The organism is Streptomyces sp. NPDC058576 (assembly GCF_042718715.1).
Lineage (GTDB): Bacteria > Actinomycetota > Actinomycetes > Streptomycetales > Streptomycetaceae > Streptomyces.
This window is the reverse complement of the sequence record NZ_JBHXPF010000002.1, coordinates 38,377-63,164: the sequence shown is the minus strand read 5'-3', so window position 1 is coordinate 63,164 and position 24,788 is coordinate 38,377. Positions and strand designations below refer to the sequence as shown.

Annotated in this window: 18 protein-coding genes and 4 pseudogenes; 11 read left to right on the top strand and 11 right to left on the bottom strand. The window is 68.3% G+C overall.

Annotated elements, in window-relative coordinates:
• Positions 1-367: 367 nt before the first annotated feature.
• The 6 genes and pseudogenes from ACFWRV_RS01725 to ACFWRV_RS01700 all read right to left on the bottom strand — a co-directional run bounded on the left by ACFWRV_RS01725 (position 368) and on the right by ACFWRV_RS01700 (position 6,009).
• Positions 368-853, bottom strand: coding sequence for an Asp23/Gls24 family envelope stress response protein (locus ACFWRV_RS01725; protein WP_384326800.1), 486 nt, complete (start codon positions 851-853; stop codon positions 368-370).
• A 173-nt stretch (positions 854-1,026) separates the two neighbouring features.
• Positions 1,027-1,656, bottom strand: a complete 630-nt coding sequence (locus ACFWRV_RS01720) for a hypothetical protein (RefSeq protein ID WP_384327238.1) — start codon at positions 1,654-1,656, stop codon at positions 1,027-1,029.
• Positions 1,657-2,367: 711 nt separating this feature from the next.
• Positions 2,368-2,580 (bottom strand): annotated as a pseudogene (locus tag ACFWRV_RS01715) (molybdopterin-binding oxidoreductase); the annotation flags it as partial.
• Positions 2,581-2,924: 344 nt separating this feature from the next.
• Complete coding sequence (locus tag ACFWRV_RS01710; protein ID WP_384327235.1) at positions 2,925-3,452, bottom strand: fasciclin domain-containing protein; 528 nt, start codon at positions 3,450-3,452, stop codon at positions 2,925-2,927.
• Between the two features lie 800 nt (positions 3,453-4,252).
• Positions 4,253-4,642: an ester cyclase gene (locus ACFWRV_RS01705; protein ID WP_260823668.1), complete on the bottom strand. Its 390-nt coding sequence runs from the start codon at positions 4,640-4,642 to the stop codon at positions 4,253-4,255.
• Positions 4,643-5,100: 458 nt separating this feature from the next.
• Complete coding sequence (locus tag ACFWRV_RS01700) at positions 5,101-6,009, bottom strand: DUF4394 domain-containing protein (RefSeq protein ID WP_384326798.1); 909 nt, start codon at positions 6,007-6,009, stop codon at positions 5,101-5,103.
• Between the two features lie 542 nt (positions 6,010-6,551).
• On the opposite strand from ACFWRV_RS01700, the gene ACFWRV_RS01695 reads away from it, so the two are divergent.
• Positions 6,552-6,839 (top strand): hypothetical protein, encoded by a 288-nt coding sequence (locus ACFWRV_RS01695; protein ID WP_384326796.1) that lies wholly within the window; start codon positions 6,552-6,554, stop codon positions 6,837-6,839.
• A gap of 412 nt (positions 6,840-7,251) precedes the next feature.
• On the opposite strand, the gene ACFWRV_RS01690 is transcribed toward ACFWRV_RS01695, so the two are convergent.
• Positions 7,252-7,986: a hypothetical protein gene (locus ACFWRV_RS01690; protein ID WP_384326794.1), complete on the bottom strand. Its 735-nt coding sequence runs from the start codon at positions 7,984-7,986 to the stop codon at positions 7,252-7,254.
• Positions 7,987-8,053: 67 nt separating this feature from the next.
• Positions 8,054-8,866 (bottom strand): bifunctional lysylphosphatidylglycerol flippase/synthetase MprF, encoded by an 813-nt coding sequence (locus ACFWRV_RS01685; protein WP_384326792.1) that lies wholly within the window; start codon positions 8,864-8,866, stop codon positions 8,054-8,056.
• A 395-nt stretch (positions 8,867-9,261) separates the two neighbouring features.
• Here ACFWRV_RS01685 and ACFWRV_RS01680 point away from each other — a divergent pair, with 395 nt between their 5' ends.
• The 9 genes and pseudogenes from ACFWRV_RS01680 (at position 9,262) to ACFWRV_RS01640 (ending at position 21,515) form a co-directional block, all read left to right on the top strand.
• Positions 9,262-10,251 carry an ABC transporter substrate-binding protein gene (locus tag ACFWRV_RS01680; RefSeq protein WP_384326790.1) on the top strand — a complete coding sequence of 330 codons (990 nt, stop codon included), beginning with the start codon at positions 9,262-9,264 and terminating at the stop codon, positions 10,249-10,251.
• Between the two features lie 56 nt (positions 10,252-10,307).
• Positions 10,308-11,345 (top strand): FecCD family ABC transporter permease, encoded by a 1,038-nt coding sequence (locus ACFWRV_RS01675; RefSeq protein ID WP_384327232.1) that lies wholly within the window; start codon positions 10,308-10,310, stop codon positions 11,343-11,345.
• A complete protein-coding gene (locus tag ACFWRV_RS01670) occupies positions 11,315-12,160 on the top strand; it encodes an ABC transporter ATP-binding protein (protein ID WP_384327229.1) in 846 nt (281 codons plus the stop codon). Before ACFWRV_RS01675 ends, ACFWRV_RS01670 begins: the two co-directional genes overlap by 31 nt.
• Positions 12,161-12,749: 589 nt before the next feature.
• Positions 12,750-14,132, top strand: coding sequence for a YcaO-like family protein (locus ACFWRV_RS01665; protein ID WP_384326788.1), 1,383 nt, complete (start codon positions 12,750-12,752; stop codon positions 14,130-14,132).
• A gap of 40 nt (positions 14,133-14,172) precedes the next feature.
• Positions 14,173-15,195 (top strand): LLM class F420-dependent oxidoreductase, encoded by a 1,023-nt coding sequence (locus ACFWRV_RS01660; RefSeq protein ID WP_384326787.1) that lies wholly within the window; start codon positions 14,173-14,175, stop codon positions 15,193-15,195.
• Complete coding sequence (locus ACFWRV_RS01655; RefSeq protein ID WP_384326785.1) at positions 15,192-16,547, top strand: MATE family efflux transporter; 1,356 nt, start codon at positions 15,192-15,194, stop codon at positions 16,545-16,547. The genes ACFWRV_RS01660 and ACFWRV_RS01655 overlap by 4 nt, the downstream gene beginning before the upstream one ends.
• 1,893 nt (positions 16,548-18,440) lie before the next feature.
• A complete protein-coding gene (locus ACFWRV_RS01650) occupies positions 18,441-18,680 on the top strand; it encodes a hypothetical protein (RefSeq protein ID WP_384326784.1) in 240 nt (79 codons plus the stop codon).
• A gap of 139 nt (positions 18,681-18,819) precedes the next feature.
• Positions 18,820-20,173 (top strand): annotated as a pseudogene (locus ACFWRV_RS01645) (IS1380 family transposase).
• A gap of 778 nt (positions 20,174-20,951) precedes the next feature.
• Positions 20,952-21,515 carry an AAA family ATPase gene (locus ACFWRV_RS01640; RefSeq protein ID WP_384326782.1) on the top strand — a complete coding sequence of 188 codons (564 nt, stop codon included), beginning with the start codon at positions 20,952-20,954 and terminating at the stop codon, positions 21,513-21,515.
• A 33-nt stretch (positions 21,516-21,548) separates the two neighbouring features.
• On the opposite strand, the pseudogene ACFWRV_RS01635 reads toward ACFWRV_RS01640, so the two are convergent.
• A pseudogene (locus ACFWRV_RS01635) lies at positions 21,549-22,145 on the bottom strand (cytochrome P450); the annotation flags it as partial.
• A gap of 267 nt (positions 22,146-22,412) precedes the next feature.
• On the opposite strand from ACFWRV_RS01635, the pseudogene ACFWRV_RS01630 reads away from it, so the two are divergent.
• Positions 22,413-23,161: pseudogene (locus tag ACFWRV_RS01630) on the top strand (transposase family protein).
• Positions 23,162-23,194: 33 nt separating this feature from the next.
• Here the strand turns inward: ACFWRV_RS01630 and ACFWRV_RS01625 are convergent.
• Together ACFWRV_RS01625 and ACFWRV_RS01620 are read right to left on the bottom strand one after the other, a co-directional pair.
• Positions 23,195-23,764, bottom strand: a complete 570-nt coding sequence (locus ACFWRV_RS01625; protein ID WP_384326780.1) for an SMI1/KNR4 family protein — start codon at positions 23,762-23,764, stop codon at positions 23,195-23,197.
• A gap of 758 nt (positions 23,765-24,522) precedes the next feature.
• Positions 24,523-24,648, bottom strand: a complete 126-nt coding sequence (locus ACFWRV_RS01620; RefSeq protein WP_307717998.1) for a hypothetical protein — start codon at positions 24,646-24,648, stop codon at positions 24,523-24,525.
• Positions 24,649-24,788: the final 140 nt, after the last annotated feature.

Below are 24,788 nucleotides of genomic sequence, written 5' to 3'. Positions count from 1 at the left end.
CATTCAGCTGAGGCTTTTGTATCGGATTGTGTTCTTGGGCCTGGCGAACCCCGGCCGCTTCCGGAAAGCCCCACGGCCCATTGCAGCCCGGACCGGGGCGACGAGCAGTGACAGCTCCAGCAGCACGAGGCCGGCATCCTCCACCGCATGCTCGGCCTGCTGCGCTACGCAGCGGATCCTCGGCATCTGGACCTGTCCGACCACAACTCCGGGAGCAGGTAGCCTGGCTCGACAAGGACACCACGATCCACAACCGGCGCCGGGAGCGGCTCGGGCCGTGCCCGGGGCCCCGGCTGCAGGCCCGTCCCGACTCCGTACTCGCCGCCCGCGTCGGCCAAGCCCTGGCCGACGCTCCGGCTCGACCGCGCTACGTGAGGACGCGCCGCTCGTCCTCCGGCTCGTCTTCCTCGTCAGGGAGATGAACGTCGCTGATGTAGATGTTCACTTCCACGACTTCCAGCCCGGTCAGCCTCTCCACTGTGGAGATCACGTTCTCGCGCACCTCGGCGGCGACGTCGCCGATCCGGACGTCGTACTCGGCCACGATCCCCAGGTCGATCGCCGTCTGCCGGTCACCGACCTCGGCCTTCACGCCCCGGGTGATGGATGCCCTGCCCGCGCCGGGGGTGGCATCCCGCACGGCGCCTGCGGCGCGGCGGAAGACGTTGCCCATCGCGTGGACCCCGCCGGTCTCGCGCGCCACCATCGCGGCGATCTTCAGCACCACGATATCCGCAATGTCCGTGCGCCCCCGCCCCGCTGACTGATCCCCGCCCCTGACGCTGTGACCCGCGCCAGAAGCAGAAGGTCCGGCCGGGGTTCCGGAGTCACCGTGCTGAGACGTGTCCGTCATCGCTTCGCCTTCCCACCAGGACGTAGACCGACCGAAAGGGCCATTTCGAACAAGAATGACTGGAAAATCGCATACGCGCACTCCCGGCGGCTTGGTCAGCCATCCCTGCCCTGGATCCGGACCGGCAGGATGCCCGTTCGGCGACGAGTCGCAGGAGATGGCTCGGTGCCGGTTCAGCCGTAGGGGTGCGGTGACCCGTACAGCGTTTCCGGGCTGTCGGGGACGAAGGTGTACTGCACAGCGTTGTGCCGGCGGTGGCGGCCCGACTGGTTGTCCTCGTAGGCGGGGGTCTTCGGTGCCAGCCGCCCCTCGGCCGCGAGCATCTGTGCCCGCAGGAGCAGGTCCTTGGAGTTCAGACCGAGTTCTCCCGCGACGGTCTGGAGGTCGAGGCCGGACTCCCAGCTCCATTGCAGGACGGAGTCCATCCCCTCCGTCCAGGTCGCCGCGGCAGCCGGGATCACCGTTCCCGCCGCCTCCGGCTGACGGGCGGGCGCCTCCGCTTCCGGCCGCTGGTGGGGAACCTGGGCTCGCACCGCGTCTGCATGCGGTTCCTCCCGATCCGGGACGGGAGCGGGCGGTTGCGGAGGTGGTTCGGCAGGAGCGGCAGCCGGTGAAGCCCGCTGAGGGGACATTTCTGCCGGCTGTTTGAGCAGCTGGTCGGCGACGATACGGGCGTCCTCCTTGCCGACCGTGCGGCGCGCGACGCGCACCTCACGCTCGTTCAGCCCCATCAGGTCCGCTACGGCGGCATCGCTGCCGACCGTCACGGCGAACGCCGCCAGCGTCCTCGTCCTGCTGGCCACAGCCTCATCCATCACCGACTGCGCTTCCCGCACCCGGTCGTCCGTGCTGCAGAATGCCTCGGCCAGCAGCGTGTTGCGTTCCCAAAGTTCACGTGGCTCCACGCAGGCAACAACGTTTCTGCGCCCTGCTCGACACCCCATCGCGGGCGCATCACCCAAAGGGCCTATCAACCAGCTCGCGCGGCAGTTGATCGCGACAATCCGAGGATCGGACAACCGGTCATCCCGACACCGGCGTCCGCGGTCCAGGGAGCGGCCTCGGTCCGGTCGTGATCGCCGTCCAGCGCAACGCGACCCGGACCAAGGCCGCAGCTTGCAAGCCTGCCGTATCGCAGCGTCACGCGTGACTATCTCGGCTGCTGTCACGCTTCCGGAGGAGTCGTCCCGACTGGAGCGGGCCCGCGTCCTGGCCGCCCGGCACCCGCTGACCGTCGTCCGGACCCGCTGATCGACCCATGCCCGTACGGCGGCAGCGCCGGTTGTCCCGGTATGACGACCGCGCCCTAGCCTGGGCCTCCTGATGATGTGCCGCCGTACGAGCCGTGGGCGGGGGAGGCCGCGGTTCTGGAGCAGGCCGCGGTGGCCGGCTGCCCGGGCCGCGGGCTGGATCCCGTCCCTGCCCGGCCCGCCGGCCCCGGGTCCGGCGGGCGCCTGGCCCGCCCCGGAGCTGCACGGTGCGGTCGAGAGGGCGATGGGCTCCCTGGATCCGGGTTTGTCGTCCTCGCCGAAGTGGCGGATCGCCCAGTCCTTGACCGGCGTCGGCGTACGGTCGATGGCCGCCCCACCCACAGCCGTGAGAGGCCCGGCCTGCGGGCGGACCGCGGCGGAGACCAGCTCAGCAACAGCGAGAGCCGCGAACCCGGCAAGCAGGCCGCTCAGCGCCCCCAGCGGCAGACGGACCCAGAGTTTCGCAGATGTCGTCACACCCCAGTGTCCAGACCAACTGCGCGTGATTCGCCCGCCCCGCCAGGCCGGCCCGACGGGATGCCACCCGATTGAACGACACGAAAACACCGTTGCGGTCGGAGGCATACGCCGCAGCCGCAGGGCTGACACCCGGACGGGGCGCCGGGACGAGTAGCCGTCGGCTACCAGCGGCCTCCCGGACGGAAGCGGCCCACTGGTATCCCGTTGGGAGAATTCGACACCGCGCCCCCAGTCCCCGCTGAGGACGCGGCGTGCGGTGGCTTCGGCGTGCGTTCCGACGCAGAGGAGGCCCGCCTCCCGTCGGATGCGGGCCCTGACTGCGTCGCGTTCCCCGGAAGGTTCTACTTCGGGGTGAGGACGGTGTCGATGATGTTGACGGTCGCGTTCGCGGTGGGAACGCTGCCGCAGACGATCTTCGCCGAATCGTTGACCGTGAACGATTCGCCGGAGCCGGCGGTGGTCAGGGTGCCGCCCTCCAGGGTCTTGAAGGACCCATTCTCCAGCTGCTGCTGGGTGATCTTCTCGCCCACCACGTGGTAGGTGAGGACCTTGGTCAGTTCCGCCTTGTCCGCGAGGAGCTTGTCGAGGTCCGCCTTCGGGATTTTGGCGAACGCGTCGTTGCTCGGCGCGAAGACGGTGATGTTCTCCGCGTTGTTCAGGGTGTCGACGAGACCGGCCTTCTCCACCGCTGTGGCCAGGGTCGACAGTTCCGGGTTGTTGGAGGCGGCGGTTGCGACCGGGTCCTTCGCCATCCCGGCGAGACTGCCCTTCCCCTCCTTGGGGACGGACGCACAGGCAGGACCGTACGGATCCTGCGTCGCTGTCTGGGCAGACGCCTGCGGCGCCATCACACCCAAGGTGACGGGCAGGACCACTGCGGCGGTACCGGCTATCACGGCACGGGAGATGCGGGGGTTCTTCACGAAGGTTTCCTCCTCCGGCGAGGGCGGGTCGCCATCACGGGACCGCTGCTTTGCATGTCTGCCGGATCGGCTGATGGAAGGAGCCTCGGTGCGAACCGTCCGGTCGGCCACCGGGCCCTGCGCGGGCAGTCTCCCTGCCACCACATGCCATCTCCACCATAGAAACAGACGACACCCCGAACCGCCTCCCAAGACCACACCTCAGCCTCTACGGCCGCCCCACAGCACCCAGCAGGGCCATCACCCACAGAGAAAATTGGCGTGCCCTCTTCGCCTTGTTGCGGAGGTCGCCGACGCCCGGGGATAAGGTCTTGGCCAGTTACTTGCAGACGTACTCCTCCGAGCTCAAGCTGGCACTCCGGAGATGGTTGGCTACGCGGGCCCCGCGCCATCATCCGGCAATCAGCGAAGCCAACTTCGCTTGCGCGCATCGGGATGAGACGACGGCGCGTCAGCAGGAGTGGCAATACGAGCCTGTGTACGGTAGGCCCGCCGGTGATCCTCAGACACCGCAGTGGAGGTACCCCGACCGCGCCCCCGCGGGGTACCTCCATATCTGGGTGGTGAACCCGTGGCACCTGGCGCGCAGTGGAGGTTGGGCCCTCGCCGTGATGCCGGACGGAGTGCGACCGGCCGCTCGGTTCTCGTCTTGCCGAAGATGCCTGAGCGGCGTGGGCGCGACCCGGGCGCCACGTGCTCGGCAGCGGGAGATCGCTGTGCCGATAGGCTGCTGCTGTTCGTGCTGCTCAGAACATGCCGTTGTCGTTGGCGGCCTTGGTGGGGACGTCCTGGATGACGTCCCAGTGTTCGACGACCTTGCCGTTCTCCAGGCGGAAGTAGTCGGCGAGCGCCCGGCCGGGGTTCTCGGGGTTGCCGGGGTCGAGGTCGAGGTGGGAGTGGGTGACGACCATGTCGCCTTCGGCAATGATCCGCTTGATGTCCAGGCGCAGGTTCGGATACTCGGCGCGCAGCCAGGTGACGAACCCGATGAAGGCTTCGGGGCCGTCCTGGGCGTCGGGGTTGTGCTGGACATACACCGGGCCGAAGTGGTCGTCGACGGCCTTCTGCGGATCTCCGCCGAAAGCTGTCTCGTAGTAGTCGACGACGACGTTCTTGTTCTGCTCCTGCGTGGACATGTCTGCTCCATTTCGAGACGTGGCGCGCCGGCCGCACGGCATACGGTGTCGCCGGATACGGGATACGCCCGTGAGGTTGGTCGGTGAGGGAGCCCCGCGCCATTCGAGGACGGCCTGATGGGCGACAGGCACGCAGCGCTGGTCGAACTTTGGAGCCACAACCCGAAATGGGGCTGCTCCGGTATCACCCGGACAACAGGACCACGGTCCGGGAGCGCAGAATGCTCATTCCAGTTCGGTACCGCAGTGTCCCGCTCGCAGGTCCCAATCCAGCGCGACGCCCACGGCCTGAGCGGGAGCCGGAAGTCGGAAGAGACAGGGACCAAAGCCCTGATTCCATGCGCATGTGCCCGCGTCCATCTCCACAGGGAACCTGTCCTGGTTGACAGCGCAGCGACCGACGACCGGCGTCAGGGCGGGGTGCTGGCCCCGCCGGGCCGGCACCCCGCCTTCGGCGCTCAGCTCTGGTTCAGGGGCAGCGCGACGTCGGTGACCTGGTGGTTCCGGGGGAACGCTCCGACTGCCTCGGCCCGGCCGGTCAGCACGTTGACCTCGTAGAAGCGGTAAGCGCCGTTGACGCTCAGTGCGGCGAAGCCCTGGTTCGTGCGGGCCCGGTGGGAGAAGTAGATGTCGAATCCGGCGTTCGGTCCCCCGTTGACACCGAGGTTCCCGGTGGGGGCGAGGGTGCCGGAGTTGGCGGGCGACTGGAGCGAGACCCGGTCGTTCGTCGTGTCGATGTCGAACAGAGCCGTGGCGGTGTCCGCGTTGAGGTCGTTGTTCGTGTACGCCGCGCCGGTCACGCCCTTGGCCGATGACGGGGGCATCGTCGGGTTCGTCAGCGGGGTGTCGACGGTGGTGGTGCGCGGGGCGGCCGGGTCGTCGATGTTGTGGCGCAGGTTCTGGCCGGTGTCGCTGATGACGCGCAGGCGGTTCGCCGCCGGGTTGAAGTCGACCCCGAAGAACTTGCCGGCCAGGGCCACGGTCAGCTGGGAGACCTTGGCCGCCTTCGCGTTGCGGGTGTTCAGGGTGTAGATGCCGCCCTTGTCCCCGACCCCGTACAGCTTGGCGTTCTGCACCCGGAAGTCGATGCCCACCAGCTTGGTGTCCTTCTTGAGCCCGCTGACCTTGCCCAGCTGCCACGGCTTGGAGGGCGCTCCGGTATGGAATTCCACCAGCCGCTGACCGGAGGTCAGGCCGATCACCGAGAGACCGTCGTCTCCCGCCCGCTGCTCCCACTTGTCTCCCGGGCCGGGCCCGCCCTGTACGGCCTGCGTGGGCAGCGGACCGGCCGCCCACGCGCCTGCCGACGCCGGCACGACCATGGACACCGCTGCGGTCAGGGCCGCGACGAGAACTGCTTTGCGCATCTGTGTCTCCTACGAGGTGCGACTCCCGACCATCGGGCGTCAAGAGCGACGAGAGCACGTGCGCACCTGGGCCGCGCGTCGCACAGGCCCATCCAGCCCACACCCGCACGGGGAACCGGCCAATATTCCTGCCCGGCGCTCGCCCACAGGTCACGAGGTCTCGTCGGCCTTTGGGAGAGCGACCGCTCGCGGGCCACGGGAAGCGACCGTAGAGTGTGCATGGCCGCGTCCGACGGGCCGTGCTACCCGAGCTGCCCAAGAGCTGTGAGAACGACGCAGAGCCTGGCCGAGACCCGTGCTGCCGACTTCCGACGAGCGGCCGTCGCAATCCCTCCATGGGAGTCATGGGCCTCTGCGGTGTTCGTAGCTCGGACGCCACTCCGGGGAATGACGTGCTTGACGGGCCGTCCGGTGGGCAAGGCGGTACGGTCTCCGGCCCAGGCGGCAGCCGGAGCACCGATAGGGTGAGATGTGTGAAGGAAGCGGAGACTGGGACACGGCAGCGGCTTTCGAGTGCCGGTCGCTCTCCGAATGCTGCGTGCGTGGTCCCTGGGCGAGCAACGGCGCGGGCTGATGACCTGCTGGTGCTGATCGCCCACGGCAGCACGAACGCCCTCGCCGATCTGTACGACCTCGTCGCGCCGCTACTCCTCGCCCTACTGCGATCCCGGCATTCCACCGCCGACCAGGCAAAGGATGCCCTGGTCGGCGTCTTCGCCCGGATATGGCGTACGGCTCCCGCCTACAGCACAGGCCCCTACGCCCTGGACTGGATCATTGACCAGACGCACGGAGGTACGCGTACCGGAGCTCCCAGGCGGGCGGCGTGACGGCGTGACCTGGGAACTCCGGTAGGGCCTCGGCCTCAACCTGGCCGCTGCCACCTTCAGGCCCGAAACCAGCGTCGGACCAGAGACTCGCGAGGCGCTCAGCAGGGTTCACCTCATCAGCCCATGCTGCCACTCGCCGGTAATGCCTCCGGCCGCCCTCCACCGGGGGGCAGTTGGCCGGCCGGAGGAGGCTAGGACCTGACAGCTTGAGCCTCCCGCGTAACTCGGGGGCGATGGTCTTCCACCTACTCAGCTCACCGACGACATCGCCCTCATCACCGTCACAGGAAGCGCTCCCGTCCTGCCGTAGCACCGCCCGTGCATCTAGGTCGGCCCGACGGGCGCGGACGTGTTCGGTCCGGTGGCGAGATCGACCCCGCGTCCGAGCCGACGGGCCCTTGAACGACACTCCTCAGCGGTTCGGCGCACCGCCCAGCAGGTCGTGCAGGCGTCGGCGCGGTCCGCTCCACCGGGCATCGTGACGGGCCGCGCGAGCGGCGCTGCGGCGAGAAGCACGCGGTCGGCGCGCGTAAAAGCGGTTGGCCCACCACGAGCCGGGCCGGGCCAGCCTGACCGCCGCCACCAGACCTACGAGCGGGACACACACTCCGAGCACGGCGAGGCGCAGCTTGCCCTTGGCGACGGCCACGAGGGAGAGCAGGACGTGCCAGGCGACCGTAAGGGCGACGACGAGGCGGCCGCCCTGCTCCTCGGCCGGATCGGCGGTGGGGCCGAAGGGCAGGAATCCGAGCAGGAGCATCGCGCCCAGCGCGGTGGTGAGGACGACCGCTTCGACGCTCTTGCGGCCGTGTTCGCTCCAGTACACGTCGTCCATGTGGAGAACCAGCGCGAACTCGTCGAGCACGAGTCCTGCGCCGACACCGAAGAGCAGGGCGGAGATGCTCGGCACGAGCCCGCGGTTCGAGGACGCCGCCGTGCCGAAGCCGCCGCCGACCATGAGCAGGATGCCCGGTACGACGTGATGCAGATGGACGCCGCCCGAGGTGATGTTCCGGAAGGGACCGCGGCCGGCCCGGATGAGCCGGGTGACCAGCCGGGTGACGAGGAAGGTGAGCACGAAGGACGCGAGCGCCACAAGGAGGGGGAGTTTGCCCGCCTCGACGATCTCTCGCTGCCACCAGCTCATTCGATCCGCCTCCGACGAAGAACGACCAGTCGGCGGCTCCTGCCGCGCCGCCGACTTCTGCCGGTGATCATTCGGGTTTCCGCAGCGCCTGGAGCAGTTCGCGGGTTCGGGCGTCGGGCATGTAGGCGCGGGTGAGGGCGACGCCGATGCGCGGCAGATCGGCCTCGTCGCGGTAGAGCAGGTACAGCGGCTCGTACCGCGGATTGAACTTCTGCTTGAAGGCGTGCAGGGACCTGAATCCGTAGTACGGCTCCATGAAGACGCCGAGCTGGTCCAGGAGCCGGTCGAACGGGGTGGCCCCCTCCGACCAGGAGCTGTCGCTGTGGGCGAGCAGGGCCCCCGACAGGGACACGAACTCCGCGCCCTCCTCCTGAAAGGCGAGAAACGCCGAAGCAATCATGAACTCGACCACGGGCGGGAAAGGACCGTCCGCACGTCTGCGCATGACGTCGAGCGTCCAGCCGCGGACCCGGCCGTCGCCGGCGTACACGGGAATCCACGAGGTGACCCCGAGCACCGTCGTGCCTTCCGTCGCCAGGCCGACGCGCACGTGAGGATCGAGTGCCTCCTCGACGCCGCCCAGCGTGAACCCCATCTCCGGCAGCCCCTTGTCACCCACCCACTCCTCGGAAATGGCCCGCACCTGGTTGACGACCCCGCGCGGCTGATCGGCCAGGCGGACCAGTTCGAAACCGACGTCCAGCTTCCTGCCGCGATTCAGGGCGCTGCGCACCTTCTGCCACCGCTTGCCGGTCAGCTCCAGACCTTGGAGGGGAATCACGGTGTCCTCGGCCACCTGGACGCTGTGCCAGCCCAGCGCCTCGGCAGCCTCGGCGACCGGGCGGGTCGTGGAGAACAGGCAGGGAGGAGAATGCAGCACGGCGAGGACATCGCACGGCGGAGTGCCTTGTACTGACAGGCCGTCACGGGAAGGTGTGCTGACAAGCCCCGTGGCATCCGGGGCAGCGAGCACCGACGCGATGGGCCGGCCGGTGTGTCCTCGTCGCGGGACGAGGCCGGGGGTGGAGTTTCCCTTGTCCGCAGGGCGTAGCACGATTCACCGCGCGCGACCCCTGTGCGCCCCTATGAGCCCTCCTCAGCCCGTCCTGGCTTATTGCAATAGATATGCAGTTGGCTCTAGCTTGCAGCAGTGGCCGCAGGAGGGCGTACCGGACTGGCCGGATTCATCCGGGTCGGGCCGCATACCCCGATCGGCGCCGCCCCATCGACGTCATGCGAAGAACCTGCGATCCATCTGCGGTGAGAGGACTTTCCATGCCCCGCAACAGACCGAAATCGACACTTCCCGCACTCGCTGTCGCTTTGCTCATATCCGCCTGTGGAAGCAGTGTCACGCCCTCCGCGAACCCGTCGACGGGCCCGGCCGCCCAAGGCTTTCCGGTCACGATCGACAACTGCGGTGTGAAGACCACCTACCAGCGTCCGCCACAGCGCGCCGTGTCGCTGAACCAGCATGCGACCGAGGTGATGCTGTCTCTCGGTCTGGAGAAGTCGATGGTGGGCACCGGCTATCTCGACGACGAGATCCTTCCCGAGTACCGGACCGCCTACGACAGCGTGAAGGTCCTTTCCGAGCAGTACCCCTCCTTCGAGGCGTTGCTGGAGGCCGAGCCCGACTTGGTGTACGGCGGGTGGGCCGAAACGTTCGACGAGAAGGAGGGACGCAGCCGGGCCGCCTTCACCCAGGCCGGGATCAACACCCATCTCAACAGCGAGGAGTGCCCGACCGGTCCGGTGAGCGTGGCCTCCATGGGCGTGGAGATCCGGACCCTCGGCAAGATCTTCGGAGTCCCCGAACGAGCCGAGGAGCGGCTGACAGAGCTGCACGCCACCCTCGACAAGGTCGAGACCGGGCTCACCGGTGTCACCCCGGTCAAGCTCTTCGTGTACGACAGCGGCGACAAGACGGCGTTCACCGCGGGCGGCAAGGGCATCGGCAACGAGATGATCCGGCTCGCCGGTGGGGTGAACCTCTTCGCCGATCTGGACAAGACCTTCGGCAACGTCTCCTTCGAACAGGTGGCGCAGCGTGCTCCTGAGGCCATCGTCATCTACGACTACGGCGACCAGTCCGTCGAGGACAAGAAGAAGTTCCTGCTCTCCAACCCGGCACTCAGGGAAGTGCCCGCCATCAAGAACCGGCGGTTCGCGGTCCTGCCGCTCTCCTCCACTGTGCTCGGCGTCCGAGTACCGTCGGCCGTCGAGTCGCTGGCACAACAGCTCCACCCGGGCCGTGTGCAGTGACCGACGTAAAGGTCCCGGCTGCCGATGGGACACGCCTCGACAAGGAGGACCGGCGCATCCCAGCCCGGCGTCCCGGTGCCGCCTACGGGCTGGTCCTGACGTTCCTGGGCGTGCTGGTGGCCGGCGCGTCCACTGCGGGAATCGCGGTGGGTTCGATCAGCGTCCCGGCCGACCAGGTGTGGAGCATCCTGCTGCACCGAGTGCACCCTGCCCTCGCCGAGCCGACGTGGACGTCGGTCCGCGAGACGATCGTCATCGACGTCCGCCTGCCCCGGGTGCTGCTCGCCGGTGTGGTGGGCGCGGGTCTGTCGGTGGCCGGAATGGCGCTCCAAGCCCTGGTCCGCAACCCGCTGGCCGACCCGATGCTGCTCGGAGTGTCGTCGGGCGCGTCGGTCGGTGCGGTACTCGTTCTGGTCCTGAACCTGACCGTGTTCGGCCTGTTCACCCTGCCGGTGGCCGCTTTCTGCGGTGCCCTGGCGGCTCTGGTCGCCGTCTACTTCCTCGCCCGCTCCGGCGGGCGGATGACGACGGTACGACTGGTCCTGGCGGGTGTGGCCATGGCGGAGGTGCTGTCGGCGCTGGCCAGCTTCCTGATCGTCACCTCGAATGATCCGCACAAGACGCAGTCGGCCCTGCGCTGGATGCTCGGCGGACTGGCCGGCACGACCTGGACCACGGTGTGGATCCCCGTCGGTGCGGTCCTGATCGGAACGGCCGTCCTCCTGGGCGTCCACCGTCCGCTCAACCTCCTGCTGGCCGGGGAGGAGGCCGCCGCCGCCCTCGGTCTGGACGTCCACCGCTTCCGCGGCGCGCTGTTCACGCTGGTGGCCCTGATGATCGGCACGATCGTCGCGGTCAGCGGGCAGATCGGGTTCGTCGGGCTGATCATGCCGCACGTGGTGCGGCTGCTCGTGGGAGCCGACCACCGCCGCGCACTGCCCGCAGCCGCTCTCCTCGGGGCGGCCTTCCTGATCTCCGCGGACCTGGCCGCACGCACTCTCATGAGCCCGGAGGAGATACCGGTCGGAATCCTCACCGCCCTCGTCGGCGGCCCGTTCTTCCTCTGGCTGATGCGACGAAGGGCAGCTCGGTGACCACCCCATCGACCGACAGGTCCGGTCGTCTCGACGCGGAGGACGTGAGCGTCGTCGTGCACGGCAAGGCCCTGGTCCACCGCGCGTCACTGCGCGTGGCGCCCGGCGAGGTGCTGGGCCTGGTCGGCCCCAACGGCGCCGGCAAGTCCACTCTTCTGCGCACTTTCTACCGGGCGCTGCGGCCCACCTCCGGCCGGATCCTGCTCGACGGCGAGGACGTCTGGCGGATGCCGGGCAAGCGGCTCGCCCAGCAGCTCGCGGCCGTATTGCAGGAGGCGTCCGGAGACTTCGAGCTGACGGTGTACGACGTGGTCGCCATGGGCCGCACACCGCACAAGCGGGCCTTCGCGGGCGACGACGCCGACGACCGGGGCATCATCACGCGTTCGCTGGCGGAGCTCCGCGTGGACGTGCTCGCGCACGCGCCCTTCGACCGGCTGTCGGGCGGCGAGAAGCAGCGGGTTCTGATCGCCCGCGCGCTTGCCCAGCGCACGGGAACCATGGTGCTGGACGAGCCCACCAACCACTTGGACCTACGTCACCAGCTCGACGCTCTGCGACTTGTGCGGAGGCTCGGCGTCACCACCGTCGTCGCCCTCCACGACCTGAACCTCGCTGCGGCCTTCTGCGACCGGATCTGCGTCATGGCAGGCGGCCGTGTCGTCGCCACGGGAAAGCCCGAGCAGGTCCTTACCTCCTCCCTCCTGTCCGATGTCTACGACGTCGACGCCGAAATCATCGAGCATCCCCGCACCGGGGTGCCCTTCATCAGCGCCCTGCCCGGTTACGAGCGGCCGGTCGACGGGGCTCAGTAGGTGGAGAACCGGCCGATCGCGAGGACTGAGGGACCGGCCGGAGGAGCCGGGGCCCGCACGATAGCCCGACCGGCCGCCGCCTGCCGCGCACAAAACCGCTGCCCGCGTCCCACGCTCCTCGTTCGGAACACCAGTCCCCGACGCCGACGGTGACGGGAGGTGTCCGAAACCATCCCCACCACCCTCAGGAGGTGTTGTGCCTCCGGACGGCCGCCTTCTAGCCTTCTCGCAAGTCGTCTGCACCTGCACATGATGTGCATCAGAGCACATCATGTGCCCATCTCAAGGAGGACGCACATGGCTCACGCAGGTTGGGCAGAACCGGAAGAGCCCCAGTCGGGCTCCCTGAAGTCGCACACCCCCGCCGTCGACGCGCCGTTCGAGTGGCGTGAGGACGTGGAGGACTCGGACGACTAGCAGCTCATCTGCTAGCAGCTCATCTGCGCAACCGTGCGGTGGGAGGCGGTGACATCGCTGCCTCCCACCGCACGCCGCGTCCGGAACTCCCGCGTACATCGTCCGCACACCACCGATCGAGGAGCGTGGGGCATTGGCAACAGCATCCGGTCGAACCGCACCGGCCGGCCCCGTGAATCAGGGCGCCGAGAGCGCCGCAGGTCGTCTCGCGGACGCCGGCCTGCACCTGATCCGCCACGTCACCCAGGACCGTCCGCGGGTAGAGACAGTGCCGAGCTGCGTCTCCTACACCGCCCGGCTCTCGGCAGGCCGGGCCCTCGCACCGGCCGCGGTCGACACGGTCACCGGCGGCGCGGCCCTCGGCGACCACGATCAGGCACGAAGGGCAGCCGTGGGTGAGGCGGTCGAGCGGTACTGCGCCAACCTGGTGCCCGACAAGCTGCCCGTCGTGAGCCACACCCAACTGGCCGCCTCGGGCCGCACAGCCGTGAATCCCGGCGAATTCGCCCTGTACTCGCCGGGCCAGTACGCCAGTAGAGGCTTCCCCTTCGTCCCGATGACCCGTGACCTGCCGATCGCCTGGACGGCCGGCAGGGACCTGAGCAACGGCCGGGAGACCTGGGTGCCCGCGTCCTTGACCTACGTCAACTACTACCGGGGAGCGCGCAGGGCGCAGCCGCCCACGAACTATCCGGTCCTCGCCGGTACGGCGGCGGGGAGCAGCCCCGAGGAGGCTCGGCTCGCCGCGCTGCGGGAGGTGCTGGAGCGTGACGCGGTGACCCTGTGGTGGCTCAGCGGCGCTCCCGCCGCGCCGCTGGCTCCCACGCACCACGCGGCGCTGGCGACCGCGCTGAGCGAGGCCGCCGCTTCGGGGCTGCGTGTGACCCTGCTGCGGATCCCCTCCATGCTGGACGTGGTCGTCGCCGGTGCCTTCATCGAGGATGCCGCACGCCGGATCGTGGCGTTCGGCAGCGCCTGTCGTAACACCGCCGAAGCCGCCGCCGCCAAGGCGCTGACCGAGGCGATCGGCACGCACGAGACGTCGCTGGAACTACTCGACGACGTCAGCGACTTCTGGAGTGCGGTCCGTCAAGGACGGATGGACCGCCGGCCCTTCCGGCCGTACCGGAGCGACCGCGCCTACCGGGACGACTTCCGCCCCGACAGGCGTGACCTCAACGACGTCGGCCTCCACCTCCAGCTCTACCTGGACCCGCGCATGCAGGACGCGCGGCTGACCCGGCTCCGCACCCCGCGGCTCCCGCACGGATCGCGGCCGCCGGTCGCAGCCGGGCCGGCGGACCTCGACGGGTACGTCCGCCTCCTCACCGCACAGGGCCTGCGGGCCATCGCTGTGGACCTCACGCCTCCGCCCGTACGGGCGGCCGGACTTCATGTCGCCCGCGTCCTGGTGCCGGGGCTCTCCTGCAATGCCCCGGCCGCCTTCCCCTTCCTCGGCGGCAGCCGGCTCCTCCACGAGCCGGCCGCTCGCGGCTGGGTCCCGCCGCCGCCCGACGCGAGCACCCTGGTTCTCGACCCGCTCCCGTTCTCCTGACGAACACCTGCCCCCGCACTCGACCCCAAGGAGTCATCGCATGCGTCTCGGGCTTGCCCTGGGCTACGGCGGAGAACCCGTCGAAGAGATCCTCCCCGTCGTCCGGCACGCCGACAGGATCGGCATCGACTCGGTGTGGAGCGTCGAGGAGTACGGCCCCGACGCCGTGAGCGTGCTCGGCTATCTCGCCGCAACCACCGAGCACGTCAAGCTCGGCACCGCGATCATGCAGATTCCCGCCCGCACGCCCGCCGCCACGGCGATGACCGCCATGACCCTGGACGTGCTCTCCGGCGGCCGCTTCCAGCTGGGGCTGGGTCTGTCCGTGCCGTGGATCGTCGAAGGCTGGCACGGCCGGCCGTACTCCCGTCCCCTGCGGCGCACCCGCGAGTACGTCGAGATCGTCCGCAAAGCCGTCGCGCACACCGAACGGGTCGAACACGACGGCGACATCTACCAGTTGCCCTACCGGGGCCCCGGCTCCAGTGGCACCGCCCGGCCGGTGAAGGCCGACATGCGGCCGTTGCGCCCGGACCTCCCCATCTACCTGGGGGCGATCGGGCCGCATAACGTCGAGCTGACCGGCGAGATCGCCGACGGCTGGCTGGCGGGCCTGTACGCACCGGAACACGAGGCCGCTCTGACCCATCCCCTCGACGAGGGCCTGCGCCGGTCCGGCCGGACCGGCGGTGACATGAAGATCAGCCCCATCGTCTACGTTGCCCGCGCCGAGACGGCGCAGGAGGGCCGGGACAAACTCCGCCCGCTCTTCGCGCATCTGATCGGCGCGGTAGGGCCCGGAGGACGGAACACCTACTTCGACGTCGCCTGCCAGATGGGATACGAAGGCCAGGCCCGCACCGTCCGCCGGCACCTGTCCGACGGACGCCGCGCGGACGCGGTGGCGGCCGTTCCCGACACACTGCTCGACGAGGTCGCCCTGGTGGGGCCGCTGCCCGCCATCGTCGACCGGGTCCTGGCCTGGAAGGACTCACGGGTAGACACCCTGATCCTCCTCGACCGCGACCCCGAACTCCTGGAAGCCGCCCAGGCCGCCCTGTGAAGGACCCCGCACGCCCCACGCTCCGCGGCGCGTGGATCCTGGCCTGCCCTCTGCTCGTCGCCGGGCTGACGCAGGTCGCGGTCAACATCGTCGACACGGTGATGCTCGCCCGCGTGTCCACCGACGCGCTCGGAGCCTTCGCACTGGCCGCACCCGTGTACCTGATCGCCCTGATCGTCGTACGAGGCTGGGCTACGGCCGTCCAGGTCCGGGTGGCCCAGTGCCACGGCGCCGGCCGCCCCGGTGACGTCGGCCGCGTCGTACGCACCGGGCTGATCACCTCCGCCGCCGTGGGCGCACTCATCGGCGCCGCCCTCCACGCCGCGGCGCCCCTCGCCCTGACCGCTCTGGGCGCGGCCGACGACGTCCTCGGGCAGGGGTCCGGCTACCTGCGCGTGCTGGCGTTCGCCGTCCCGTTCGCCGCCGTGTCCTTCACCCTGCAAGCCGCCTGTGCGGGCATCGGGGCCACCCGCGCCGCGATGTACACGGCGCTGCTCGTCAACCTGGTGAACCTCCCCCTCGGCCTCCTCCTCATCTTCCGCGCCGGCCTCGGCGTCACCGGTGCCGCGCTCTCCACCCTCGCCGCGACGGTGGCGGGCACGGGGTTCCTCCTCGTGTACTGCCGGACTAGGCTGCCGCGTCCCGCACGGGAGGCGGGCGCGGCCAGGGCCGAGACCGGAAGACTGTGGCGCGTCGGCTGGCCGGAGATGAGCACGCTGGGCATCGGATACGTCAACGAGGCATTGCTAGCCGGCTTCGCCGCCCGTATGAGCACCGAGGACCTCGCCGCCTACCGGATCGTGGACAACCTGACCCTCGTCGTCTACACCTTCCTCGGCTCCGCCTCCACGGCCATCACCATCCTGGCCGGACAGGAACTCGGCAGGGGTGCCACCCGGAACGCGCGGGCCTGGCACCGGACGGGCACCAGGCTCCTCCTGCTCATGCTCGCCGTGCCATCCGCCGTGGCGCTCCTCCTCGGCCCCGTCCTGCTGGGCTGGATCACTTCCGACCCCGAGGTCGCCCAGCGTGCCTGGGGCACCACGCCCCTGGCCCTGCTCAGCATGGCACCCCTTGCGGTCGGCATGTCGTACGCCGCCCTGCTCCGCGCCGCAGGAGACACCCGGGCCGTCCTCATCGCCTCCATGACCAGCGACTACGTGCTGCTCATCCCGCTCGGATGGCTCCTCGGCATCCACGCAGGACTCGGCCTGCACGGCCTATACCTGGCATGGACCGCCTTCGCCCTCCTCTACTGCGCGCTGCTCGTTCCACGTTACCGGCGCCGGTTCAGACGGGACGAATCAGCTCATGACGCCGCACCCCTGGCCCCGCAGGCAGACCTCACCTGAGATCACAACAACGTGTTCGGCCGCTCCCTCGAAAGAGGCCGCCAGCGAGGCGACGGTCAATGCAGATGGTGGCCGGCGGGCACTGGCCCGGTCATCCCGCACCGCCACAAGCGCGGCCAGGCCGAGTGGCTGACTCCGAGCGCTGCGTGCCACGTCCGCGACCTGTGCGGCAGTCTGCGTCGGCGCGGGCTGTTTCGCCTCCGGATCCTGTGGAAGTCCGAACGCGCCGATCCCGGAGGACGAGGAGAATACCGTCAGCCCACTTTGAGCTGAGATGTTCTCTCGCGTTGGCGAGCCCGCGCCTCTTCCGCTCCCTCGAACGAGGGGCCTGCGGCCGATCCGTCCCCGCTCGGCTCATGTGGCTGGCTGCCCGTCATGGTGATGGCACCCCGGCGCAGATCCCGGGCGGCGCGGTGAAACTCTCGGATTGTCGTACCCGACAGGTTCAATGGAACCGACGAGACGCCCGACGGGAGCACCGCGCAGGGAGCCAACCTTCTTCACAAGTCCTGCGAGTTCCGGGGCTGGCTGGAGGAGCACCACGGGACTGCCTCCGAATGCCGGGTGGGCATGTAGAAGAAGGGCGCGGGCAAGCCCACGCTGAGCTGGTCGGAGGCGGTCGACCAGGCCCTGTGCTACGGCTGGATCGACGGCCGGCAGAGCCCGATCGACGGCTCCTCCTGGACGATCCGGTTCACCCCGCGCAGGCCGCGCAGCAACTGGAGCCAGGTCAACCTCCGCAAGATCGAGGAGCTGACCGCACAGGGGCTCATGCGGCCGGCCGGCATCGCGGTGTTCGAAGCCCGTGACCGGGACCGCGAGGAGAAGCCGGTCTGGGAGTTCGAGGCCGCGCAGCTGGCTCGCTTCCAAGCGGAACCGCGGGGAGCTCGTGCGAGTGAATTGCCACCAGCCACCGCGAGTGGCTCGTCACAACCGACATCGTGTGCTTCAAGGTGCAGTTGCGGCATGACCACCGCTCCCTGGAGACGCTTCGGCCCATTCCTCCACGCTCGGGTGAACCGGTCACCGATCACTCAGGACGACGCACTGTCGCACACGAGTCTTACTTCCCAGCGCTCAGGGCCGAGTTGCTCAGGAGAGTCATGTGTGCCTACAACCAATCCGTCGCGCTGAACCGCGTCAAGTACACGGGTGAAAGTATCCAGCAAGCCCGACGGGCCCTGGACTTGCTGCCTGAAACCGCAGCAGCTCCAATCCCCGCTCCAGCACACGCGGCCCAAATGCGCCTGGAGGCGCGCGTGTTCCTCGGCCTCCTAGAGAACCGCAACGTATGCACGCGCTTCCCCCTCGGCATCGTCTCAGTCCAGCCCGGTTCGAATCTGCTCACACTCCAGGTAGAAAGCGTGGACCGTGCTGCAGAGATCCTGTTCGGGCTCCTCTCCACCCTCCCTCCGGAAGGGGAACTGCACGGCGTGCCCGGCTTGCGCATCGTCAAACGCTTCCGCACAGCGATCGAACTCCGCGTACTGGGCCAGGCCACGCGGCTACGGCTGAGTGGTCTGCCCCACTCGCTGTGGCGCGAGGCGGAGCAGAACATGCTCAACAAGTGGATCGACCCGGATACCATGCAGCTCTGCTGGCGCACCTCTCGGTCAACATGGATCGCCGGCGAGCGTGAGCACTTCTCCCAGTGGGAGGACGACAACGATCTTTTCGTCCATGTCCAGCATCGCGGAGCCTGGCTGGGCAGCGGGCTACTGCGCCGCACAGCCCTCCTTCACACCGTGGCCAACACCTACCTCGCAGACGGCTACCGCGGAACGGCGTTTTGGGCACACACGGATCGTCGTGCGGTCCTCGCATGTGCGCGACCAAGGACCAGGGCCACACCACATCGCCGCAGCCCTCCTGGACCCGGTCTTCGGTCTGCCGATGCATCTCACGCGGTTTCGAGGCGACACCGACCAGAAGTACGGCAGCGACCAGCACTTCATCCTCACCGACCCCGCCAAGACGGCGCTACTCGACCTGCGAGCCTCCATCGAACGCCCCCCATCCCGCCTCTCACCCGAACTCTGGCAGAGCATCCTGCGGCGCCTCCCACACGAAGGCTTCCCCAACAACCTCTCCCCCGCCTTCCTCGCCGGGCTGTGCGGAGCAGACGGGTCATAGCCGCGCTCACACTTCTAGCCTCGGGCTTTCATGCGCCTGGTTGTCCGATGCATGATCGGAAACGCGAAGAGTGCTCCTGACCTGCAACGATGGGACTTGTCTAGGGTCCGGGTCGTCGCATGAAAGAAGCACTCCTCAGGTGAAGAAGCGTAACGGGTCCTATCCGCGTGTCCGCATCGCCGGGCGGTGGCCTCCCAGGCCGGAGGGGTGCTGCTGGTCGAGACGGTCCGCAAGGCGGGCCTGGACACCGCGATATCGGCGGCGCTGGTGCCGTGGCGGCGGCCTCGGGCGGTGCATGATCCGGGGAAGGTCCTGCTGGACGTGGCCCTGGCGGTCGCGTCGGGCGGGGACTGCCTGGCGGATGTCGGCATGCTGCGGGCCGAGCCGGCTGTGTTCGGGCCGGTGGCCTCCGACCCGACGGTCCCGTCTCGTCGACACCCTCGCCGCCTCCAGGGAGAAGGATCCGGTCGGCGCGGGCCGAAGCCCGCGCCCGCGTTTGGAAGTTGGCCGGCGCCGGGGCGCCCGATGCCGGCGGGACGGTGACCGTGGACGTCGACGGGGTGCTGGCTCTCGCGCACTCCGAGAAGGAGGACGCGGCCCCGACGTGGAAGCGGACCTACGGGCACCACCCGCTGACGGGGTTCGTCGACCACGGGCCGGGCGGCACGGGTGAGCCGGTCGCGGCCCTGCTCGGGCCGGGCAACGCGGGCTCGAACACGGCGGCCGACCACATCACCACCGCCAAGCTGGCCCTGGCCCAGCTGCCGAAGAAGTACCGGCGCGGGCGCCGGACCCTGATCCGCACCGACTCCGCCGGCGGCACCCACGCCTTCGTCGCCTGGCTCGCCCAGCGGGGCCGATGGCTGTCCTACTCGGTCGGCATGACCGTCACCGAGCAGATCCACAGCCATGTCCTGAAGGTCCCGGCCTCCGCCTGGACGCCGGCCGTCGAGACCGGCGGCGAGATCCGTGACGGTGCCTGGGTCGCCGAACTCACCGGTGACGTCCTTCACGGATCGCCGAAGCGGATGCGGCTGATCGTCCCGAAGGGACGACCGCACCCCGGAGCCCAGTTGAGGATTACGGACGCGGACGGCATGCGGCTGACGTGCTTCGCCACCAACACCACCAGCCTCCCGATCGCTGAACTCGAGCTCCGTCACCGGCTGCGGGCCCGGGCCGAGGACCGCATCCGGGCCGCTCGCGCCACCGGCCTGCGCAACCTGCCCCTGCACCGCACCGCGCAGAACCGGATCTGGCTGGAGATCGTGCAGCTGGCTCTCGACCTGCTGGTCTGGATGCCGATGCTCGCCCTGACCGGCACAGCCCGCCTCTGGGAACCCCGCCGCCTGCGGCTCCGCCTGTTCACCGCGGCCGGACAACTCGTCACCACCGGCCGCCGCCGGATCCTCCGCCTCGCCCGGCACTGGCCCTGGACCCACGTGATCACCGACGCACTCGAACGGCTCGCACTCCTGCCGAACCTCGGCTGACCAGCAACTTTCCCGTCCCTACGACAGCAACCCGACACTGGAGCAGTGGAACCCGGCGCCACCCCGAGACGACACTCGGGCCCTCAGCCTGCCCACCTTCAGCCCACGGCACGAAAACGGCCCACCGACTCCGTCGGCGGACCGTCACGAAACTTCGAGGCTAACGTCGTGAAGGCAGTCCTCGTCCTTCACGCACCAGCGTGAGGTTGAAGAGGCTCCTTGGTCTTTTCGCGCCGGGTCGTTCTGGGCGCCGCCTCTACTCGCTTGATCTCGCACGTGTCCCACCCCGCATGGATATTTCAGCCCCCGAGTCGTGGGTGAAAATCCCCGGAAGGCGGTGCCGTGTCCGACTGTGTCCGTCAAGGCGATCGGCGTCGGATGGTTGCAGAATGAGAAATGTGCGAATCGGTCATTCTTCCCTTGGTGCCACCGAGGCGACTTTCGGGGTATTTAGCGTATGGCCAATCTTCCCTTGCGCCGAGTTCACTTCTATGCCTAAGATCAAGTCCTCAACTGAAAGCGCATACATCGCGGCTCTCCTTTCACTCGGACTCGCGCCCTCATGGTGACCTGCGAGGTCTAGCGTGGCACCCCCTGGTAATCATCCGTGCCGTAGCGCAAGACCCCCACTTGGATTTGACCTGAAACCTGCGAGCTTCGTGGCACGCCCACACTTGAAAGCTTAGTTACACATGCATATTTCCTTGCCTTCTTCGGGTAATCTCATTGATCGAGAAATCTCGCTTCGTGGCCTCGCCTCGCAACCAGGAGGAAAGAAATGGAAACCCAGGGAACCGCTGAGGATTCCTTCGTTCTCCTCATCACCGGACCAGCAGGGGCGGGGAAAAGTACGCTGGCCGATTCATGGGCGAAGAGCCGGTCCACCCCGACGGTTCATATTTCTCTCGATGACGTCCGGGACTGGGTGAAATCTGGGTACGCAAACCCGGAGGACGGCTGGAACGCTGTTGCCGAACAGCAGTACCACATGGCGAGACGTTGCATTGCTCTCGCGGTTCGTGAATACATGAGTGCGGGCTATCCGTGCGTCGTGGACGATGCGATCTTTCCTGACTGGGACGCCGTGAGTCTCCGGGGGTGGGAGCGAGACCTGGGAGACATCGCCGTACGGCTGGTCGTCCTGATGCCGTCCATTGAAACTCTGGAGAAGCGCAACAGTCGGCGCACCGGCCATCGCCTTCTGTCATCGGAGACCATCGGCATTATTCGTGAACAGATGTCCGGTTGGGTGGAGCGCGACGTTCCACTCATTGACAATTCGTCGATGAGCGTGGAAGACACGGTCCGTGGGCTCGATGCGGTGCTGGGCCTTGGAGAGTAGGCCGGGTTGACGGCTATCAGCCCGTGAAATGGGTTACGCCAGGCGGGGGAGCGAGGCAAGTCCGCAGACGAGACGGGTGCGCCGCCAGTCCATTTGATCAATCGGTACGGCAGGGCGAATCCCAGAAAATCGGTTCAGCACCGCTCGCAGGGCGATCTCCAGCTCGGCCTTGGTCAGGGGCGCGCCGACACATCGGTGGATGCCATGGCCGAAGGCGAGGTGAGCAGCCGCGTTACGGTCCAGGTCGAGCTGGTCTGGCGCCGGGAACCGCGCCGGGCCTCGGTTAGCTGCCCCGAGGGCGACCAGGACCGGGACACCGGCGAGGATATCGGTACCGCCGAGCGTGACGGCTTCCGTGGTGAACCGGAAGGTTGCCGTACTCACTGGAGAGTCGAAGCGCAGCAGTTCGTCCAGCGCGGCCGGGACGTCGTCCGGATTCTCGCGGAGGCGACCCAGCTCGGCCGGGTGCTGGAGCAGCGCCAGGAGGGCGTTGGTGGTGGTCTCGTGTCCGGCCACGAGCAGCAGCACCGCCAAGGAGACCAGCTCCTTCTCGCTGAGACGAACATCTCCGTCGCAAGCCGAGATGAGCCGGTCAAGGAGCGCGCCACCGGGGCGTCGGCGCTTGGCAGCCCGACCGGCAGCCCTGGAGAAATCCAGGTTCGCTTCTCTCGACGCCTGGGCAGGCGGCTGGCGCACTACACAGCAGACCGCGACGACTACGCGGCCCGGCGAAGCCTCTACCAACGCCTGCCTGAGAGCCTCCTGCCGGCGCCCGAACACTGAGCACTTTCAGAGTGGCCACCGATCGGGTGATGGGCCAGCGTTCCGCAACGCACGAGGCTCCCGTGCCGTTGAGAGAGATGTTCGACACCTCAACTCAGCAACGCAGGAGCCTCATTGGTTCGCCGACCTGCCGCACTCGACCTGCCGCACGCCCTGGTCGAGTGGGTATCCATGCTCATCGTCACCCGTGAGGGTGACCGCCGCTGCAAGCTCCCGCCCCACCAGCGCGCCCTCGTCGGCCTGGTCTACCTTCGCCGCCACGACACGCTCGCGCAGATCGCCGCCGGCTTCGGCATATCGTCGGCACCGCCCACGCCTACGTCACGGCCGTCATCGATCACCTGTCCCGACGGGCGCCCGGCCTGCTGCGTGTCCTACGCGAGACTGATCCTGAGCACGTCCTGCTCGACGGGACGCTCGCCGAGTGCGACGGCGTCGGAGACAGCCGGAGCGACTTCTCGCAGAAGCACCGTCGCCACAGCGTGAACGTGCAGGTCATCGCCGACCCCGCAGGCAACCTGCTGTGGATCTCACCCGCGCTGCCCGGCCGCACCCACGACCTGACCGCGGCCCGCACCCACCGCATCATCCGGATCTGCGAACGCCAGGGCGTCCCCGTCCTCGCCGACCGCGCCTACATCGGAGCCGGCCCCTGGGTGACCACACCGATCAGACGGCTCCCGAACCGGGACCTCACCACGACCCAACGAACGATCAACCGGGCCCTGTCAGCAGCACGGGCACCGGTCGAACGAAGCATCGCAAGGCTGAAGTCCTGGCAGATCCTCCGCCGGGCCCGCTGCAGCCCCAACCGCCTGACCGTCAATGCCGCAGCCATCCTCACTCTGGAACGTCAACGCTGATGAAGCTCATTGCCCTTCCAGGGGGGAACCGTCTCACGACCAGACAAGTCGCCCTTCGGCAACGGAACAGACCGGATAGTCCCCCGCGCCGATCCTTGTCAGCATCTCCGCCACGGAGTCGAAGTAGTGAGCAAGTGACGCGTACTCGCCGGTGACCGTGGGCTCACCCACGAACCATCTGCCGATACGTCCGTCCCTCGCGTCGATGAACTTTCCCATCCAGCCGTCCTGGTCCGACAGGAACGGGACCCACTCGTTGCGCCAGAACGGGTAGTCCGGCTGGTCCGTCGGGTCGAATCCGCAGGACGTGGAACGGTTCGCGTAGAGCCTCTCTATCGCCCGGATGCCCAGAAAGAAGCTCCCCTCGTCGGGGAACCCATCGAAACCGCAGCATTGCACTTCGTCGTCGAAATCTTCCTCCGACAGATCCAGATTGTTCTGCAACAGCCACGTCCGCAGGTCCCCATGCAGGGAGATCCCCATCCGTTCCTCGGCTGCCGCGAGCATCTGCTCCGTAGCGGGCCCGGGCAGATCCGCGTGATCGGCCGGCGCGTGCTCCCGCAGCAGATTCATCACACGCGACCAACTCTCGGCCACACTCATCGCCCTCTGTCCTCTCCACAGGGATGCCTCCGTCCGACTACGCCACTGCAGAGGTCGGGAAGTACGGGCCGGAGAACCTTGCAGGAAGGATACTTCGAGCATGCGTTCTGCCCCTCCCTGTGATCGTCTTCCGCCCCGACATGCGGAGCCAGCCCCTCAGCGAAGTGACCGCCCGGCGGGCCCAGCCGAGGAGCTTCCGGGGCTCAAGCGAGGACGATGGGGTCACCCTGGAGTGGCGAAGCTGAAAACGCTCACTGATTCCCCGGGGGCCCACCACCGCGCTGAGAACCCCCGCCGGCTGAGGCCGACGGGGGTTCGTCCCGTCTCACGCGAGAGAGCGTTTCCTCTCACACGCATCTCACCAACAGGGTCGACGCGCCTGAACAGAATCGGCTGACCTGGCCTCTTGCATCTCACCTGGACCAGCCTGGACACCACAGGACGCTATCCACAACCTGTGCCATGTGGGACCGGAAACCGCCAACTCCTGCCTTGCAAAATCAACTCCGTCAGCCGCTGACGGGGGCAGGCACGACGCGCAGTGATCACTCAGCGTGCTGGCTATACAGCCAAACGAGCACCCGCCCGCCCCAGGCACGGCACTCGCGGCATTAGCACCTCTGGGGAGAATCTGGGGAGTATTCGAAGGCTTGGGGAGCGCGTGGGGAGAATCGGCTACATAACGCAGCACGAAACTGAAAGACAGTGAAAGACACATCCACGCAGGCCAGGGGCCCCTAGGATCACAAATCCGCAGGTCAGCGCCACCAGGTAGACAACTTCATGACGTACGTACCGAGATCGTCGGCCTCGACGATGCCGGGGAGCGAGCCGCCCTCACGCAGGGGCGTGACGTAGCGGGTCGCGGTGACTTCGGAAAGCATTCCGCCAGGTTATACGGGGATGCAACCTTTGAATCAACGGCGAGCCGAACTTCGCCGTCCGGCCGCTCGGAACCCACACCGATTTTGGGGAGAATCTGGGGAGTTTGAGCCGGTGGCTGCTCCCCCGGCGTCTCGGGTCA